At 73.3% G+C, this 14,712-nt stretch carries 13 protein-coding genes; 9 read left to right on the top strand and 4 right to left on the bottom strand.

Features of this window, described 5'->3' with window-relative positions; translation table 11 throughout:
- The first annotated feature begins 37 nt into the window (after window positions 1-37).
- Window positions 38-1,033 (top strand): DMT family transporter, encoded by a 996-nt coding sequence (locus tag ACFVQG_RS29810; protein WP_383389244.1) that lies wholly within the window; start codon window positions 38-40, stop codon window positions 1,031-1,033.
- A 115-nt stretch (window positions 1,034-1,148) separates the two neighbouring features.
- On the opposite strand, the gene ACFVQG_RS29805 is transcribed toward ACFVQG_RS29810, so the two are convergent.
- Window positions 1,149-2,018 carry a helix-turn-helix domain-containing protein gene (locus ACFVQG_RS29805; RefSeq protein WP_383389242.1) on the bottom strand — a complete coding sequence of 290 codons (870 nt, stop codon included), beginning with the start codon at window positions 2,016-2,018 and terminating at the stop codon, window positions 1,149-1,151.
- 198 nt (window positions 2,019-2,216) lie between these two features.
- Here ACFVQG_RS29805 and ACFVQG_RS29800 point away from each other — a divergent pair, with 198 nt between their 5' ends.
- Together ACFVQG_RS29800 and ACFVQG_RS29795 are read left to right on the top strand one after the other, a co-directional pair.
- A complete protein-coding gene (locus ACFVQG_RS29800) occupies window positions 2,217-2,996 on the top strand; it encodes an SDR family oxidoreductase (protein ID WP_383389240.1) in 780 nt (259 codons plus the stop codon).
- 223 nt (window positions 2,997-3,219) lie between these two features.
- On the top strand, window positions 3,220-3,753 hold the full coding sequence (locus tag ACFVQG_RS29795) for a 2'-5' RNA ligase family protein (protein WP_383389238.1): 534 nt from the start codon (window positions 3,220-3,222) through the stop codon (window positions 3,751-3,753).
- A gap of 490 nt (window positions 3,754-4,243) precedes the next feature.
- On the opposite strand, the gene ACFVQG_RS29790 is transcribed toward ACFVQG_RS29795, so the two are convergent.
- Entirely contained in the window at window positions 4,244-5,125 is an 882-nt protein-coding gene (locus ACFVQG_RS29790; protein ID WP_383389236.1) for an alpha/beta fold hydrolase, read from the bottom strand.
- Window positions 5,126-5,283: 158 nt separating this feature from the next.
- Between ACFVQG_RS29790 and ACFVQG_RS29785 the strand changes: the two genes are divergently transcribed.
- From ACFVQG_RS29785 to ACFVQG_RS29775, 3 genes are all read left to right on the top strand, one after another.
- Window positions 5,284-7,251, top strand: coding sequence for a BTAD domain-containing putative transcriptional regulator (locus ACFVQG_RS29785; RefSeq protein WP_383389234.1), 1,968 nt, complete (start codon window positions 5,284-5,286; stop codon window positions 7,249-7,251).
- A gap of 304 nt (window positions 7,252-7,555) precedes the next feature.
- Entirely contained in the window at window positions 7,556-8,686 is a 1,131-nt protein-coding gene (locus ACFVQG_RS29780; protein WP_383389232.1) for a hypothetical protein, read from the top strand.
- Entirely contained in the window at window positions 8,683-9,849 is a 1,167-nt protein-coding gene (locus ACFVQG_RS29775) for a hypothetical protein (protein ID WP_383389231.1), read from the top strand. The genes ACFVQG_RS29780 and ACFVQG_RS29775 overlap by 4 nt, the downstream gene beginning before the upstream one ends.
- Before the next feature lie 173 nt (window positions 9,850-10,022).
- Here the strand turns inward: ACFVQG_RS29775 and ACFVQG_RS29770 are convergent, their stop codons facing one another.
- Window positions 10,023-10,937 (bottom strand): MBL fold metallo-hydrolase, encoded by a 915-nt coding sequence (locus ACFVQG_RS29770; protein WP_383389229.1) that lies wholly within the window; start codon window positions 10,935-10,937, stop codon window positions 10,023-10,025.
- The gene (locus ACFVQG_RS29765) at window positions 10,934-12,223 is read right to left on the bottom strand and encodes an MFS transporter (RefSeq protein ID WP_383389227.1); all 1,290 of its coding nucleotides are present in this window, start codon (window positions 12,221-12,223) and stop codon (window positions 10,934-10,936) included. Before ACFVQG_RS29765 ends, ACFVQG_RS29770 begins: the two co-directional genes overlap by 4 nt.
- A 130-nt stretch (window positions 12,224-12,353) precedes the next feature.
- Between ACFVQG_RS29765 and ACFVQG_RS29760 the strand changes: the two genes are divergently transcribed.
- The 3 genes from ACFVQG_RS29760 (at window position 12,354) to ACFVQG_RS29750 (ending at window position 14,660) form a co-directional block, all read left to right on the top strand.
- On the top strand, window positions 12,354-12,563 hold the full coding sequence (locus ACFVQG_RS29760; RefSeq protein ID WP_383389226.1) for a hypothetical protein: 210 nt from the start codon (window positions 12,354-12,356) through the stop codon (window positions 12,561-12,563).
- Window positions 12,550-13,941, top strand: a complete 1,392-nt coding sequence (locus tag ACFVQG_RS29755) for an amidase (protein WP_383389224.1) — start codon at window positions 12,550-12,552, stop codon at window positions 13,939-13,941. The genes ACFVQG_RS29760 and ACFVQG_RS29755 overlap by 14 nt, the downstream gene beginning before the upstream one ends.
- 155 nt (window positions 13,942-14,096) lie before the next feature.
- Window positions 14,097-14,660 carry a TetR/AcrR family transcriptional regulator gene (locus ACFVQG_RS29750; RefSeq protein WP_383389223.1) on the top strand — a complete coding sequence of 188 codons (564 nt, stop codon included), beginning with the start codon at window positions 14,097-14,099 and terminating at the stop codon, window positions 14,658-14,660.
- The last annotated feature ends 52 nt before the right edge of the window (window positions 14,661-14,712 follow it).

The following is a 14,712-nucleotide window of genomic DNA, read 5'->3' as shown; positions in this document are numbered from 1 at the left end:
CTCCACACTACCTTCCATGGAAGCTATATTGGCTTCCATGGAAGGTAATACGCTGCGGTGGGTGGCCCTGACCGCGATCGCACCGGTGGCCTGGGGAACCAACTACTTCGTCACCCACGCGTTCCTCCCCGCCGACAGCCCGCTGTACGGAGCCGCCTGGCGGGCACTGCCCGCAGGTCTCCTCCTGCTCGCCCTGCGCAGGCAACGGCCACGCGGCGCCTGGTGGGGGAGATCCGCCGTACTCGGCCTGCTCAACGTGAGCGTGTTCTTCACCCTCGTCTACGTCGCCTCCCAGACCCTCCCGACAAGCCTGGCCTCGACCGTCATGGCGGTGTCCCCGCTGACGATGATGCTCATCGCCTGGCCGCTGGTGTCCGAGCGCCCCCGAACCCCCCACCTGACCGGTGCCGCGATCGGACTCGCCGGGGTGTGCCTCATGCTGCTCACCGGTGCGGACGGAGTGAACCCCTGGGGAGTCCTCGCCTCGGCCGCCGCCATGCTCGTGTCGTCCTTCGGCTACGTCCTCACCAAACGCTGGGGCACCGACACCGACGTCCTCGCCTCGACCGCCTGGCAACTGACCGCCGGAGGCCTCCTGCTGCTCCCGGCCGCCGCGGCCGTAGAGGGCCCTCCCCCCGCACTTTCTCTGTCGGCGCTCCTCGCCTTCGCCTACGTCGCCCTGGTGGCCACCGCACTGGCCTTCACCGTCTGGTTCACCGGCCTGCGGCACCTGCCCGCGGGGACGGTGGGCCTGATCGGACTGGTCAACCCCGTCACGGGCGTCCTGCTCGGCACGGCACTCGCCTCCGAGACACTCACCGCCCAACAACTGGGCGGCCTGGCACTCGTCCTGACCGGAGTGGCCCTCGGCCGCCCCACCCGCGCGCGACGGGACAGCGACAGCAACGACGACGGCGGCAGCGGCCGGACGCCCCCGACCCGCCGTCAGGGCCCACCGCAGGCGGGAGCCGTCGGCCCGGACGCCGACGTCATGGTGACCGACACGGCGGCGCGGCGAGCTGCACGGCCTTGACGCCGACCTGGTTCGCGTCCCTACGCCGAACCGCAAACTCGCCGAAGGCTACGGCACCCGCACCCTCCCGACCGCCCCCGCACCCTGACCGCGCCCGTGTGGGAACCTGCCACCCCTACGCTCCCGCGTCCGGCGCACCCGACGTCTGTGGAGCGGTCCAGCTGGTGAGGAGCCGCAGGGCCTCGGCGGTGCCGGAGCCGGGTTCGACGTTGTAGACGCACAGCGTCTGGTCCGCGTCACCGGGCGCCTGGAAGGACTCGTAGGAGAAGTGCAGCTCGCCGACGAGGGGATGGCGGTAGTGCTTCGCGCCGTGGGTCCGGCGCAGCACCCGGTGGTCGTTCCACCACACGGAGAACTCCGGTGACTTCACGGTGAGTTCGCCGACGAGGTCGGCGAGCTGGCGGTCATGAGGGCTGCGACCGGCCTCCAGGCGCAGGATCGCGACGGTCTCGGCGGCGATCCGTTCCCAGTCGCCGACCCGCTCGCGGGCCTCGGGTTCCAGAAGGTAGTAGCGGGCCAGGTTCCGGCGAGGCACGGGCAGGGCGTCGAAGTCGGTGATGACCTCACGCGCGAGACGGTTGGACGCCAGGACGTCCGTACGTCGGCCGAGGATGAACGCGGGCACGTGGCCGAGGGTCTGCAGCATCAGACGCAGCCCGGGACGCACACGCTGCGGACTGGCCGGGGCACGGCGGACCGGCGTGGGCCGCGCCAGGAGGTCCATGAGGTACTCCCGCTCAGCGGGGTCGAGCCGCAGAGTCCTGGCGAGAGCATCGAGGACCTCGGGGGAGGGGTTGTGCGCCCGGCCCTGCTCGATGCGGGTGTAGTACTCCGTACTGACTCCCGCCAGCCTGGCGACCTCATCGCGACGCAGGCCGGGCACGCGACGGGCCCGGCCGTCCTCGGGCAGCCCCGCGTCGTCAGGGGAGACCCGGGCACGACGGGTGCGCAGGAAGTCAGCGAGTTCGCCACCGCGGTCATCCATGGACCCAGTGTGGCGGGTGAGAGCGGGCCGTGCCCGGGGCCAAGTGGTACTGCCAGTACCTCCCTTACGGATACCTGCCTGGTCAGGGCCCTCTCCGCCGCCCCACGAGACATCCGCGGGTGGTGTTCTTGTGCACAGGCCGATGGCGACAGGCCACGGCGCACACCCCCTTCAACCACCCTGGAAAGGCATGCCCCCATGACCACGCAGACGTCTTCCGCCCGTTCCCTCTCCGGCCGCGTCGCGGTCGTCACCGGCGCCTCCAGCGGTATCGGCGAGGCGTCCGCCGAGCACCTGGCCGGGCTCGGCGCTCGTGTCGCCGTCCTGGCCCGGCGCGCGGACCGACTGGACCAGTTGGTCGCCCGGATCGAGAAGAACGGCGGGCAGGCCCTCGCCCTTGCCGTCGACGTGACCGACGCGGCGGCCGTACGGGCGGCGGCGGACCGGGTCACGGCCGAGTTCGGCGGCGCCGACCTGCTGTTCAACAACGCGGGGGTGATGCTCCCCGCCCCCGTCGAGGAACTCGCCGACGACCAGTGGCAGCACCAGATCGACCTCAACATCACCGGCCTGATGAACGTCATCGGCGCGTTCATCCCCCAGCTGGTGACGACCGCGGAGGAGCGCGGAGTCGCCGACCTGATCAACACGTCCTCGATCGCGGCACAGAACATCTTCCCGAACTTCGCCGTCTACTCAGCGACCAAGGCATACGTCACCCATCTCTCCCGCCACCTGAGGGCCGAGCTGGGAGCGAAGAAGGTCCGTGTCTCGGCGGTCGAACCCGGCATCGTCGGCACCGAACTGCAAAGTCACGTCACCGACGAGGGCGCCCTGGCCTGGCTGGAGGGCTCCAAGGAGACCATGGAGTGGCTCAAGCCCGAGGACATCGCCCACACCGTCGGGTTCATCGCCTCCCTCCCCCCGCGGGCCAACCTCCAGCAGGTGACCGTCATGCCGACCGCCCAGGCCAGCTGACCGTCCGCCGCCAGTCCGCCGCCAGTCCGCCGCCAGTCAGCCCCGGCCGGACCGGGGCGGCTCCGAGCCTCCGCCGACGCCGAAGGTGACCCCACCTCTGGCCGCCACCGGCACCGGCACCGGCACGAAGGGAAGGACTCCGCGCGCACTTCCCGGGCGAGGCCGATCCCCGGAGCGCCCGGCCGGATACGCGGGCGCAGGCTGCCGCCGGTAGGCTACGGCGGTGCGCACGGTCGAACTGCTGTTGGACGAGACGGCGGAGCTGGCGGTCCGGGAGGCTTGGCGGCGGCTGGCGGACGCGGGACTGCCCAGTCAGGCCCGGCACCGCTCACCCACCAACAGCCCCCACCTCACCCTGGCCGCCTGCCCGGAACTGACCGCCCCGATCCGCTGGGAACTCGCCGAAGTGGCCGCCGCCCTCCCGCTGCCGGTCCGGTGCACCGGCACGGTCCGCTTCCAGCGGCCCACCTCGGTGCTGGCCTGGGCACTGGACCTCGACTCCGCGCTCGCCGCCCTGCACCGCCGGGTATGGGAGGCGGTGGCCTCCGACAGCCCGCCCGACACCCTCAACCCCCTCCACGAACCCGGCCGCTGGAACCCGCACATCACCCTCGGCCGGACCCGACGGACCGGCGCCTTCACCGACCGGCGCATCCCCGAGCTGCTCCCGGCACCGCCGCCGTCACTCCGGCTCACCACCCTGCGCAGCTACGACACCCTCACCGGCGCCCTGGAAGTACTCAGCCCCCGCCCCTGACCACCCCCCGGGCGAAGCCAGCGCACCTCCGCAGCCCTGGCACCGGGGCACGGCGCCCCGCGTCCGGGCCTGTCGTCACGACGCCTGAAGACCCGCTCATCATGCTGTAACGAGTCCTCAGCAGACGGCGAGCGAACCGGGGGAGAGGACGGACCCGCCACGCGCGCGCTCGCTACCCCTCCGCCGCATGCCCTGAACGGTCCCCCGCTGGCGGCCCGTCATGGGTGATCACGCTCGCCCGGGACGCTGAACGCGCCCGCGACGTAGGACTCGTCCCCGTAGCCGACGGCCGTCAGCTCGCGGCCCGGCGCGCCGCCCACCTCGCACGGATGCCCGCGCTGACGGCGCTCAGGACCGGTGAGCGAGCCCCGGCTCCCGCGTCGCCGACGGCCTGTTGCGCGTCATGCCGGGGCCGTCGGTACCCGGGCAGCGGATGGCCGGTGGCCTCCTTGCGCGCGGCGGGCGGTACTCCCGCCCGCCGCGCGCGCCGTCAGGAGCGGGCCAGCAGCGTCCGCAGTGCCCCCGCGATGTCCTCCGGCGCCTCCTCGGCCATGAAGTGGCCGGTGGAAACGGTGGAGTGGTCCAGGTCCTTTGCCCAGGCGCCCCACAGGGCGGCGGCCTCGTAGCCGAGGGCCGCGCCCCAGTCCTGCTGGAGCACCGACACCGGCATGGCGAGCTGGTTGCCCGCGGCGCGGTCGGCACGGTCGTGGTCCACGTCGATACCGGCGGACGCGCGGTAGTCGGCCACGATCGAGGGGACGGCCTCGCGGCACGCCGTGAGGTAGGCCTCCCGCACATCGGCCGGGACGGCGTCCGGGTTGTTGGCCCAGACGTCCAGGAAGTAGCCGAAGAACTCGTCCGAGCTGGCCTGGATCATCTTCTCGGGCAGGCCGGGGGGCTGGGCCATCAGGTACAGGTGGAAGCCGACGGCCGCCGTGACACCGTGCAGTGCCTCCCACATGTCCAGCGTGGGCAGGACGTCGAGGCAGGCCAGGTGGGTGATGACGGCCGGGTGGTCGAGGCCGGCGCGGAAGGCGACCAGCGCGCCGCGGTCGTGACCGGCCAGGGCGAAGCGCTCGTGCCCGAGGCGCTGGGCGAGCGTGACGACGTCCTGGGCCATGGTCCGCTTGGAGTAGGTGTCGGGGCCGTCCTCCAGCGGCTTGTCGCTGTCGCCGTAGCCGCGCAGGTCGGGAACGATGACGGTGTGGTCGGCGGCGAGGTCGGCGGCGACGTGCCGCCACATGAGGTGGGTCTCCGGAAAGCCGTGCAGCAGGACGATCGGAGTGCCCGATCCGCCGACCGCCACGTTGAGGGACACGCCCTCGGTGACGCTGACGCGCTGGTACTGGAAGTCCGGGATGGTGGGTGTCATGGTGCCGCTCGTTTCTGGTGAGTCGTTTCCGCTGTCAGGTGCCGCGTCGGCCGTGGGCCGGGCGCTCGTCCCTGTACGAAGCCTGCGGGCGGTGAATGAACAACCGATGAGCGCTGTACGTTTGACCTCGTGATTCCCTGCCGGAACGGACGACTGCGATGGGCCTGACGCTCGGTGTCCTGGGGCCGGTGGCCGCCTGGGACCCGCAGGGGGACCCGGTCGCGCTCAAGGGGCCCAGGCACCGGGCGGTACTGGCCCGGCTCCTCGTCGCGCGCCGCCGCGTCGTCCCCGTCGCGCGGCTCGTGGAGGACCTCTGGGAGGAGCCCCCGGCGGACGCGGTGAGTTCCGTGCGCACCTTCGTCGCCGCGCTGCGCCGCGCCCTCGAACCCGACCGGCCGCCCCGCGCCAAGCCCCACCTGCTCGTCACCGAGGGGCCCGGCTACGCCCTGAAGGCGCAGGAGGAGGACGTGGACGCCTGGCGCTTCGAGCGGGCCATCGCCTCCGCCGCGGAACTGCCGCCCAGCGAGGCCGTCAGCCGCCTCACCGAGGCGCTCGGCTGGTGGCGCGGCCCCGCGTATGCCGGTCTCGACGACGCCCCCTGGGTCCGCGCGGAACGCTCACGGCTGGGGGAACTGAACTGCCAGGCACTGGAGCGCCGCGCCGAGGCACAGATCGCCCTGGGCGCCGCCGCCCAGGCGGTCCCGGACCTGGACGCGTACGTGACCGAGCACCCCTGGCGCGAGGACGGCTGGTACCTGCTGGTGCTGGCGCTCTACCGGTCGGGTCGCCAGAGCGACGCGCTCTCGGTCGTGGGACGGGCCCGGCGCCTGCTCGGTGAGCAGATGGGCATCGACCCGGGACCGAGACTGCGCCGCCTGGAGACCGACGTCCTGCGCCAGGCCGGGCATCTCGATCCCGGTCCCGGCGGTACGGCCGCCCAGGTCTGGGCGGAGGCGACCGCGGCCTACGAACGCACGGTCCCCTCGTACGCGCGCGCCCGGCTGGAGTCCACGGCGGGGCTGATGCGCGACCTGGCCGTCACCGGCGGCGGAGGCCTGGAAGCGGCCCGTCGCCACCGGGTGTCCGCCGTGGCGGCCGCCGAGCAGCTCGGCGACCCGGAACTCACCGCCCGCGTCATCGGCATCTACGACGTACCGGCGGTCTGGACCCGGTCCGACGACCCCGAGCAGGCCCAGTGGCTGGTCGACGCCGCCGAGCGCACCCTGCGACTCCTGCCCGCCGGGGCCCACGACCCGGCCCGCGCCCGGCTCCTCGCCACCGTCGCCGTGGAGTCCCGCGGCACCGAGCGGGCCCGCGCCTACCAGGCGGCCCGGCAGGCCGAGCAGCTCGCCCGCGGCCTCGGGGACGGGCCACTGCTGGCCTTCGCGCTGAACGGCGTGTTCATGCAGACCTTCCAGCGCGCGGGGCTCTCCCCCCGCCGGGACGCCGTCGGTGCCGAGATCGTCTCCCTGGCGCAGCGCAACGACCTCGTGACGTACGAGGTCCTCGGACACCTCATCCGTCTTCAGTCGCGCTGCGCCGTGTCCGACCTCGCTGGCGCCGAGCAGCACGCGGTGGCCGCCGACCGGCTCTCCGAGCGCTACGGCCTCCCGCTCGTGAGCGTGTTCACCACCTGGTACCACGCCCTGCGCACCGCCCTGACCGGAACGCTCGCCGCGGCCGACGAGGCATACCGGCGGGCCGACGCCGCTCTGGAGGGCGCGGGGATGCCGGGACTGCGCAACGGGCTGCTGCCACTGGCCCGGCTCGGGCTGCACCTCTCCCACGGCGTCGCGCCACCCGAGGACGTCGCCGAGGCCGACTGGGGACCGTACGAGAACTGGGTCCGCCCGTGGCTCCTGGTGAGCGCGGGGGAGACGGAGGCCGCGCGCGCGGCGCTGGAGGACATCGCCTCGCCGCCGCGCGACCTCATGTCCGAGGCCCTGTGGTGTGTGGTGGGCAAGGCGGCCGTGGCGGTGGGCGACCGGGCCACGATGCGTCGCGCGCTCCGGCAACTGCAGTCGGCGGAAGCGGAGTTGGCGGGCGCCCAGAGCGGTCTCGTCACCTTCGGCCCGGTCTCGGCATGTCTGCGGGAACTGTCCGACGGGCTCGACGGCCATGGGTAGGACACTCCTCGGCGTGGACCCGTGTCCGTGCGGTTGTCCCTCGAACCGAGGTCCGCGCCGGGTCGTACGAACCGGGGTCCGCGCCGGGTCGTACGCACCGGGGTCCGCGCCGGGTCGTACGAACCGGGGCCCGCGCCGGGTCGTAGCGGTGTCTGCGGGGCATCCGCCCGCGCGTGCTCCCGCCGCGGGGCGGGGCGCCGCCCCGAAGGGGGAGCCGGTCGTGCAAGTCAGGCGGCAACAGCCCTTCTGGTGACGGGAGATAAACTCCTGCGCCGGAGGGGATCACGGGGTGGGGGATCACGGGGTGAGTGAGACAGACGTGGTGCCCGCGGCGCCCGGTCGGTTGCGCCGAGTGCTGCCGCGTGGCAGGCGCGGCCGGTTGGTGCTGGCAGCCGCGCTGGTGTTCGTGCTTGCGGGCACCGGGCTCGGGACGTGGGCGGCGGACACCTGGCCGTGGCCGAAGGACCGCTACTGCTGGGGCGCGTGGGAGGAGGACAGCGGCCCGGGCTTCCTCGGCGACGGTGACGACGGGTCACGCACCGGCAGGGAGACGGCGCCCACCCGTGAACGCCCGACCGGCAGCTGCGAGGTCGCCATCACCCGCGACGACAGGAGCGGTTACGACGGCGGCAAGGTCTCCATCGACCAGAAGGTGGCCGTCGAGTACGGGCCGGTCCCCGAAGCCGTCGACGCCCGGCTGGCGATGATCCATGACGGTTTCCTGGGCGGCGACATGGTCTCGCTCCCGGACGGACTGCCGGGCACGGTCAACGGGCGCGGTGGTCTGCTGGTGCTCCCGAAGTCCTGCGATGCCAAGGACGGTCGGCCGACCGTCGTGACCATGCGCGCGTCCGGTACGTACACCGGCGGCCCCTCGTACACGCGGAACGACCCGCCCGACCTGGGCGGCGTCCGTCAGGCGGCGGTGCTGCTCGTGGCGGCGGCCAACCGCGGGATGACGGCGGCCGGTTGCGCGCCGGACGAGCCACTGAGGGTCAGCTCGCCGGTGTACGACCTGCCGGGTGAGCGGGAGCGCGTCTTCAGCGCCTCTGACGACGTCTGCGGCATCCGCGGCCTGCGCCTCGGCACGCAGGACATCGAATACCAGACCAGCGCGGTCACCCGCGACCTGCAGACGTGCAGCGTCCGTGGCGATCGCGACGGCGTGACATACCTGGAACTGGCCATGGTCGCGCGGCCCCGGCTGGCCGCGGCGTTCGACGGCATCACGGGCGACGACCCCGTGGCCCGCGGCTGGCGCGGAACGGGCACCATCGGCGACCAGCACGCGATCGTACGGGCCGACTGCGCGGGGCGGCCCGCCACCTTCCTGATGGGCGCCTCCACCGACACCGGCCATCTCGCCGCCTTCGCCAACGCGGCCGCCGCCCGCCTGGGCTGCGCCCCCGTCGCCCCCGAGGGAGTGGCCCGGTGAGCAGCACCGCGGACGAACCGAACCGATACGAGCAGCCCCTGCCCGCCGACCGGGAACCGCTCAGCGAGCGGCGCCTGCCCTGGTGGCACTGGCGCGGACTGCTGGACGGCCGACTCCGGCCGCTGCTGGCGGCGGCTCTCTCCGGGGTGCTGCTCGGCGTCGGCGGCACGGCCTGGCAGACCCAGGCCGGACCGTTCGCGCCGGACGAGGTGTGCTGGGGCGCGCTGTCCCGCGACGACCTCGCTCCCCTCTTCCGCAAGCCGGAGGACGTCAAGGCGGTCGAGGCGCCCGTGCTGCACGGTGATCCCGTGGACGGACCCGTCGGCAATTGCCAGTTGACCAACAGCGACGGCGACGGATGGGCGCTCACCGCCCGGGTGCACCGGCTGGACGAGCGGACCGGCGACCACCGCACGTGGGCTGGTGAGTTCCTCTCCGCCCGTCTCACCCCGCTCGGCGGCGGCCTGTTGGGTATGGCCTCGGACAACCGTGCCTGGCTCGCCGTCCCGGACGGCTGCCTGGGCCGCCCCGGCGACTTCGACGGGCCGACCGTCGTGGACATCGCCCAGGGCGACTGGATCAGTGACATGGAGCCGCTGACCCCGCAGCGCGACGCGATGGCCCGCATGGTCGTGAAGCTCGTCAACCAAGTCAGCGCGGACCTGGGCTGCACCGGCACGATCGCCGATCCGGTCGAACGCCTCCCGAAGGCCGCCCGCTACACCCGCACGGAGAAACCGGACGCGCTGTGCGGCATCAAGGGGCTGACCCTGGGCAAGAAGCGCAAGCCGTACCACTACCCCATGATCACCGACGGGCACGGCCCCGTACGCACCTGCGACCGGGACATCACCGGCTCACAGCCGACGCTGCGCCTGATGACCGTCCAAGACCCACGGCTGGCCGCCCTCTTCACGAGGACGGCCCTGCACGAGGGCGACAGGGTCCGCTCCACCGCCGGTTACGGCGGCCTCGGCCCCAACCTCGGCATCCTCCAGGCCCGTTGCCAGGCGGGCCCGACGGTGTTCCTCGTCCAGGCCGACGACAGCGGGATGAGCGCCGACCTGCGCACCCTCTTCCCCCGCTACGTCGAGGCCGAAGCCGCCCGCCTCGGCTGCGGCCCGCTCAACCTGGACCTGCCACGGCCGGGAGCAAGCCGCTGACCCTCGTGGCGGTGGCCAGGACAGGACCTCTCCCCGTGCCACGACAGCGACCCCGGATACCGCCGTCCCGCCTCGCGCCGCCCCCTGGGCTGACGACGTCAGACGCGGCTTCGGCTCCGCTCTCTCGACCATGCGCAATACGCCGGGGCCCGTCTTCGGGCCGGAGCGGAGTGTCAGTACGAGTCGGCGGGGACGGGTGAGAGCCGGTAGGCGCCCTCATGGGTGATGACGCGGCCCGCGGTGGGCGGCGCGAAGTGGGTGCCCAGGACGAGGGTGTCCGTGGCGGCGAGCGAGCCGAGCAGCGTGCGGCGCGAGGCCTCGGACCGCTCGGGGTCGATGTCGACGCAGGCCCCGATGGCGGGGTGGGCGAGCTGGACGGGGTGGTGGATGCAGTCGCCGGTGATCAGAGCCGTGTGGCCGCGGCTGGTCAGTTCCAGGGCGATGTGGCCGGGGGTGTGCCCGGGGGTGGGGATCAGGCGCAGGCCCATGGCGATCTCGACGCCGTCGGCGGGGACGTCGACCAGGTCGAGCAGTTCCGCCTCCTCCACCGGGATCACGGAGTCCCGGAACATCTGCTGGCGCGCCTCCTCCATGTCATACCCGGCCCAGAACTCCCGCTCGACGCGGGAGGTGAGGTAGCGGGCGTGGGGGAAGGTGGGCACCCACGCGCCGTTCACCTCGTGGGTGTTCCAGCCGACGTGGTCGGCGTGCAGGTGGGTGAGGATCACCAGGTCGACGGCGTCCGGGGGGAATCCGGCGGCGGTGAGGCGCTGAAGGTAGTCGGTGTTCAGGTCGTGCCAGGCGGGGTTGGCCCGCTCCTTGCCGTTGCCGATGCCGGTGTCCACCAGGATGCGCAGCCCGTCGACGGTGAACGCGAAGCTGTGGCTGTCGATGCGCAGGATGCCCTCGTCGTCGGCGAAGTGGGGGCGCAGCCAGTCCTGCCCGGCGACGACGTCCGGGGTGGCGCCGGGCAGCAGCCACGGTCCGGTGGCGGGCGGCAGGAGGATCTCGTCGATGCGGTGGACGGTGACGTCGCCCACGGTCCAGGAGGGGATGGCGGTCGGGTCGGTGGCCGGGGGAGTGCTCATGATCGGGTGTTTCCCTGTGTCTCGTACGGAAGGTTCGTGTGGGCGCCGCGGGCTGTCCCGCGTCGCGACATGGCGAGTGCGGCCAGGGCCGCGACGGCGAGCAGGGCGGCGGCGCTGGCACAGGTGTGGGCGGTGGTGTTCAGCCCGTAGTGCTGGGTGGCGGCGCCCGCGGCGATGGCGGGCAGGCTCATGGACAGGTAGCTGAGGATGTAGTAGGCGGCCAGGGTCGCGGCGCGGTCCCGCTCGTCGAGCGAGGCCAGCGTCATGCGCAGCGCCCCTTGGGAGACGGCGCCGAAGGCGACGCCAGCCAGGGTCGCGCCCCCGTAGACGGCGGGCAGCCCGGCGCCGTGCAGACCGAGCAGGCTCAGGGCCGCGGACGGGATGACGGCCAGGCTTCCGCCGGTGGCGGCGGCGCGTGGCGCCGTGCGTCGCAGCACCCACACGGTGAGCGTGGCCGCGGCGGTGAGCACGAAGAAGACCATGCCGCCGGTCGCCGGTGAGGCACCGGGGGCCACGAGGTGCACGAGCGCCGGTCCGAGGGAGGAGTAGAAGCCGCCCAGGGCCCATACGGCGACGACGGCGGTGCCGACCGCCAGCAGGGCGCTGCGCGCCGAGGGCGGCACGGCGAGGTGAGGGCGCAGCGACCGCAGGGCACCGGCGTGCGGACGGGCCGTCTCCACGGTGAACGTGACCGCGAGCGCCTGGGCAGCGAAGAGGACCGCCAGCAGGATGTACACGGTGACCGTGGGCGCGGGGGCGAAGCGGACGAGAAGGGTAGAGGCCAGGACGCCCGCGGCCATGCCCGCCACCGGGGCGATGCTGTTGGTCAGGGCGGACCGGCCTGGACGCGGGAGGTCCTGCAGGTCGAGGAGGGCCGCTCCCGCGGCGCTGGTGGCCGCGCCGGTGGCCGCTCCCTGCAGGACGCGGGCGGCGATCAGCGCTCCGGCGCCGTCCGCCGAGGCCAGCAGCACCATGGAGGCCGCCTCCAGCAGCAGGGCACCCACCAGTACGGGGCGCCGCCCGAGGTGGTCGGAGAGCGCTCCGGTGGTGAGCAGGGCCAGCAGCAGCGTCAGGGAGTAGGCGCTGAAGACCACGGTGATGGTGAGCGCGGACAGGTCCCAGGCGTCCTGGTAATGGGGGTACAGGGGTGTGGGCGCACTGGATGCCGCGAGGAGCGCGGCCAGGATCGAGGCGTCCAGGACGAAGGACGCCGCGCGGTGGGCGGCCTGGGTGCGGGCTCCCGGGCGACTGGATGGCGCGGGCGCGCGGGGTGTGACGGTGGACATGGGACTCCTCGGCGCTAAACGCAATGACTTTGCTTTAAGGCACCGTAGGTTCTACAGTCCACTAACGCAAATCTTTAGCTTTTGGCGTCGGAGGTTGCTCCGGCCCGCCAGCTCCCGAGGAGACAACTCCATGCCCTCCGCCGAACTCACCCCGCCGGAAGCGGCCCGCTGGGCCGCCCGCGCCGGGCTCCCGCTGCCTGCCGACCGCCATGCCGCGGTCGCGGCCACCGCCCAGCACATCCACACCGTCGTCGCGGTCCTGCGTGAGCTGGACTTCGGGGACACCCCGCCCGCCCCCGCCTACCGCGCGGAGCAGGAGATCCACCATGCGGCCGTATGAGATGTCCCTGAGCGCGGCCGCCGACGCGATCCGGGCCCGCCAACTGTCCCCCGTCGAGCTGGCGGACTCCGTCCTGGAGCGCATCGAACAGGTGGACCCGCAGCTTCGGGCCTACGTCACCGTCACCGCCGAGCAGGCCCGCCGGGCCGCGCGCGAAGCGGAGAGCGACATCGCGGCCGGCCGCTACCGTGGTCCGCTGCACGGCATCCCGATGGGCCTCAAGGACCTGATCGACGTCGCCGGTGTGGCGACGTCGGCCAGCTCCCGCGTCCGAGCCGACCACCGCGCACCGGCCGACAGCACCGTCGCCGCACGCCTGTCGGCGGCCGGAGCCGTCCTGGTCGGCAAGACCCACACCCACGAGTTCGCCTACGGGCTGACCACCCCGCAGACCAACAACGCCTGGGACACCGGCCGGGTCGCGGGCGGCTCCAGCGGCGGATCCGCCGTCGCCGTCGCCGCGGGCGCCGCCACCTTCGCCCTGGGCACCGACACCGGCGGATCCATCCGGGTGCCCGCCGCGCTGAACGGGGTCGTCGGCCTCAAGCCGACCTACGGCCTCGTCCCCCGCCACGGCGTCACGTCCCTGTCCTGGTCCCTGGACCACGTCGGCCCGATCACCCGCACCGTCGAGGACGCGGCCCTGGTCCTGACCGCCCTGGCCGGACACGACCCCCGGGACCCCGCCTCCCTGACCACTCCCGCCGTGGACTACCGGCCGGGCGCGGGCACGGACCTGACGGGGCTGCGCGTGGGCGTGCCGCGCAACCACTACTTCGACCACGTCGATACGGAGGTGGAGGCCGCCGTCCGGCGCGCGATCACCCGGCTTCGGGCGCTCGGCGCGCGCCTCGTCGAGGTCGAGATCCCCATGACCCGCTACCTCCAGGCCACCCAGTGGGGCCTCATGGTGCCCGAGGCGACCGCCTACCACGAGAGCACCCTGCGCACGGTCCCCGAGCTGTACCAGGACGACGTCCGCATCCTCCTCGAGTCCGGTGAACTGATGCCCGCCGGGGACTACTTGCGGGCCCAGCGCGCCCGCACCCTCATGCGGCAGGAGTGGGCGCGCATCTTGCGGGAGGTCGACCTGATCGTCGCCCCCACCGTCCCGGCGACCGCGGTCAAGGCCGACCAGGAGACCATCACCTGGGCCGACGGCACCGTCGAGGGCGTCTCCGACGCCTACGTACGCCTCTCGGCCCCTGCCAACATCACCGGGGTGCCGTCCCTGTCCGTCCCCGTCGGCCACGACGCGGCAGGCCTGCCGATCGGCATGCAACTGCTCGGGCGACCGCTCGGGGAGAGCACGCTCCTGCGAGTCGGCCACGCCTACGAGCAGACCCAGCCCGCCCGCCAGCTCGCGCGCGCGGTGTGAACGGGCGCGTGGGCCCGGCCCGGTCACTCGGCCGGGCCCGGAAGCGCCGTTCGGCTCCAATCGGCCGCCGATCGGCCGGGTGCCGCAGGAAGAAGACCGTCGCACGGAAGTGGGCGGCCCACTAGACGCAATGATTTTGCTTTAAGGTGGGTTGCATGAGCAGGCAGATGGTGCGCCCCGGCGGGCGCAGTGCCCGGGTCCAGGCATCGGTCCACGCCGCCGTACGCGAACTCGCCTCGGAAGCGGGCCGGGACGCCCTGACGGTACCGCTGATCGCCCAGCGCGCGGGCGTGACACCGTCGACGATCTACCGTCGGTGGGGGGATCTGCAGGAGCTGCTGTCGGACGTGGCGGTCGAGCGGCTACGGCCCGACACCGCACCCCACGACCACGGTGCCCTGTCGTCCGACCTGACGGCCTGGGCCGAGCAGTTCCTCGACGAGATGGCCTCCGCCACCGGCCGCGCCTACATCCGCGACGCCCTGCTCGGCGACCCGGACGGCAGCAACGCCGGCCAGTGCTCGGCCTACGCCGCCGACCAGATCACCCTCATCCTCACCCGAGCAGCCGAACGCGGGGAGAAGACTCCCGACGTCGAGACGGTCATCGACCGCGTCGTGGCGCCCATGATGTACCGCATCCTCTTCCGCCCGGACGGACTCGGCGCCACGTACGCCCACCGACTCGTGGCCGAGGCCCTCGGCCAGACTGGCCCGTGACCAGCTGATCGCACCGGCGCGCCTCGCGGGAGGCGCCTGAGACGCCCGGGGG

The organism is Streptomyces sp. NPDC057877 (assembly GCF_042796855.1).
Classification (GTDB): Bacteria; Actinomycetota; Actinomycetes; order Streptomycetales; family Streptomycetaceae; genus Streptomyces.
Note: the sequence above shows the minus strand (reverse complement) of the source record. Positions and strands in the feature narration are given on the sequence as shown.

What these genes read in the sequence shown, in the direction of transcription:
- ACFVQG_RS29770 (WP_383389229.1), bottom strand. Translation starts at nt 10,937, where the DNA reads ATGAGCACTCCCCCGGCCACCGACCCGACCGCCATCCCCTCCTGGACC.
- ACFVQG_RS29785 (WP_383389234.1), top strand. Translation starts at nt 5,284, where the DNA reads ATGGGCCTGACGCTCGGTGTCCTGGGGCCGGTGGCCGCCTGGGACCCG.
- ACFVQG_RS29810 (WP_383389244.1), top strand. Translation starts at nt 38, where the DNA reads ATGGAAGGTAATACGCTGCGGTGGGTGGCCCTGACCGCGATCGCACCG.
- ACFVQG_RS29805 (WP_383389242.1), bottom strand. Translation starts at nt 2,018, where the DNA reads ATGGATGACCGCGGTGGCGAACTCGCTGACTTCCTGCGCACCCGTCGT.
- ACFVQG_RS29750 (WP_383389223.1), top strand. Translation starts at nt 14,097, where the DNA reads ATGAGCAGGCAGATGGTGCGCCCCGGCGGGCGCAGTGCCCGGGTCCAG.
- ACFVQG_RS29755 (WP_383389224.1), top strand. Translation starts at nt 12,550, where the DNA reads ATGCGGCCGTATGAGATGTCCCTGAGCGCGGCCGCCGACGCGATCCGG.
- ACFVQG_RS29760 (WP_383389226.1), top strand. Translation starts at nt 12,354, where the DNA reads ATGCCCTCCGCCGAACTCACCCCGCCGGAAGCGGCCCGCTGGGCCGCC.
- ACFVQG_RS29800 (WP_383389240.1), top strand. Translation starts at nt 2,217, where the DNA reads ATGACCACGCAGACGTCTTCCGCCCGTTCCCTCTCCGGCCGCGTCGCG.
- ACFVQG_RS29790 (WP_383389236.1), bottom strand. Translation starts at nt 5,125, where the DNA reads ATGACACCCACCATCCCGGACTTCCAGTACCAGCGCGTCAGCGTCACC.
- ACFVQG_RS29765 (WP_383389227.1), bottom strand. Translation starts at nt 12,223, where the DNA reads ATGTCCACCGTCACACCCCGCGCGCCCGCGCCATCCAGTCGCCCGGGA.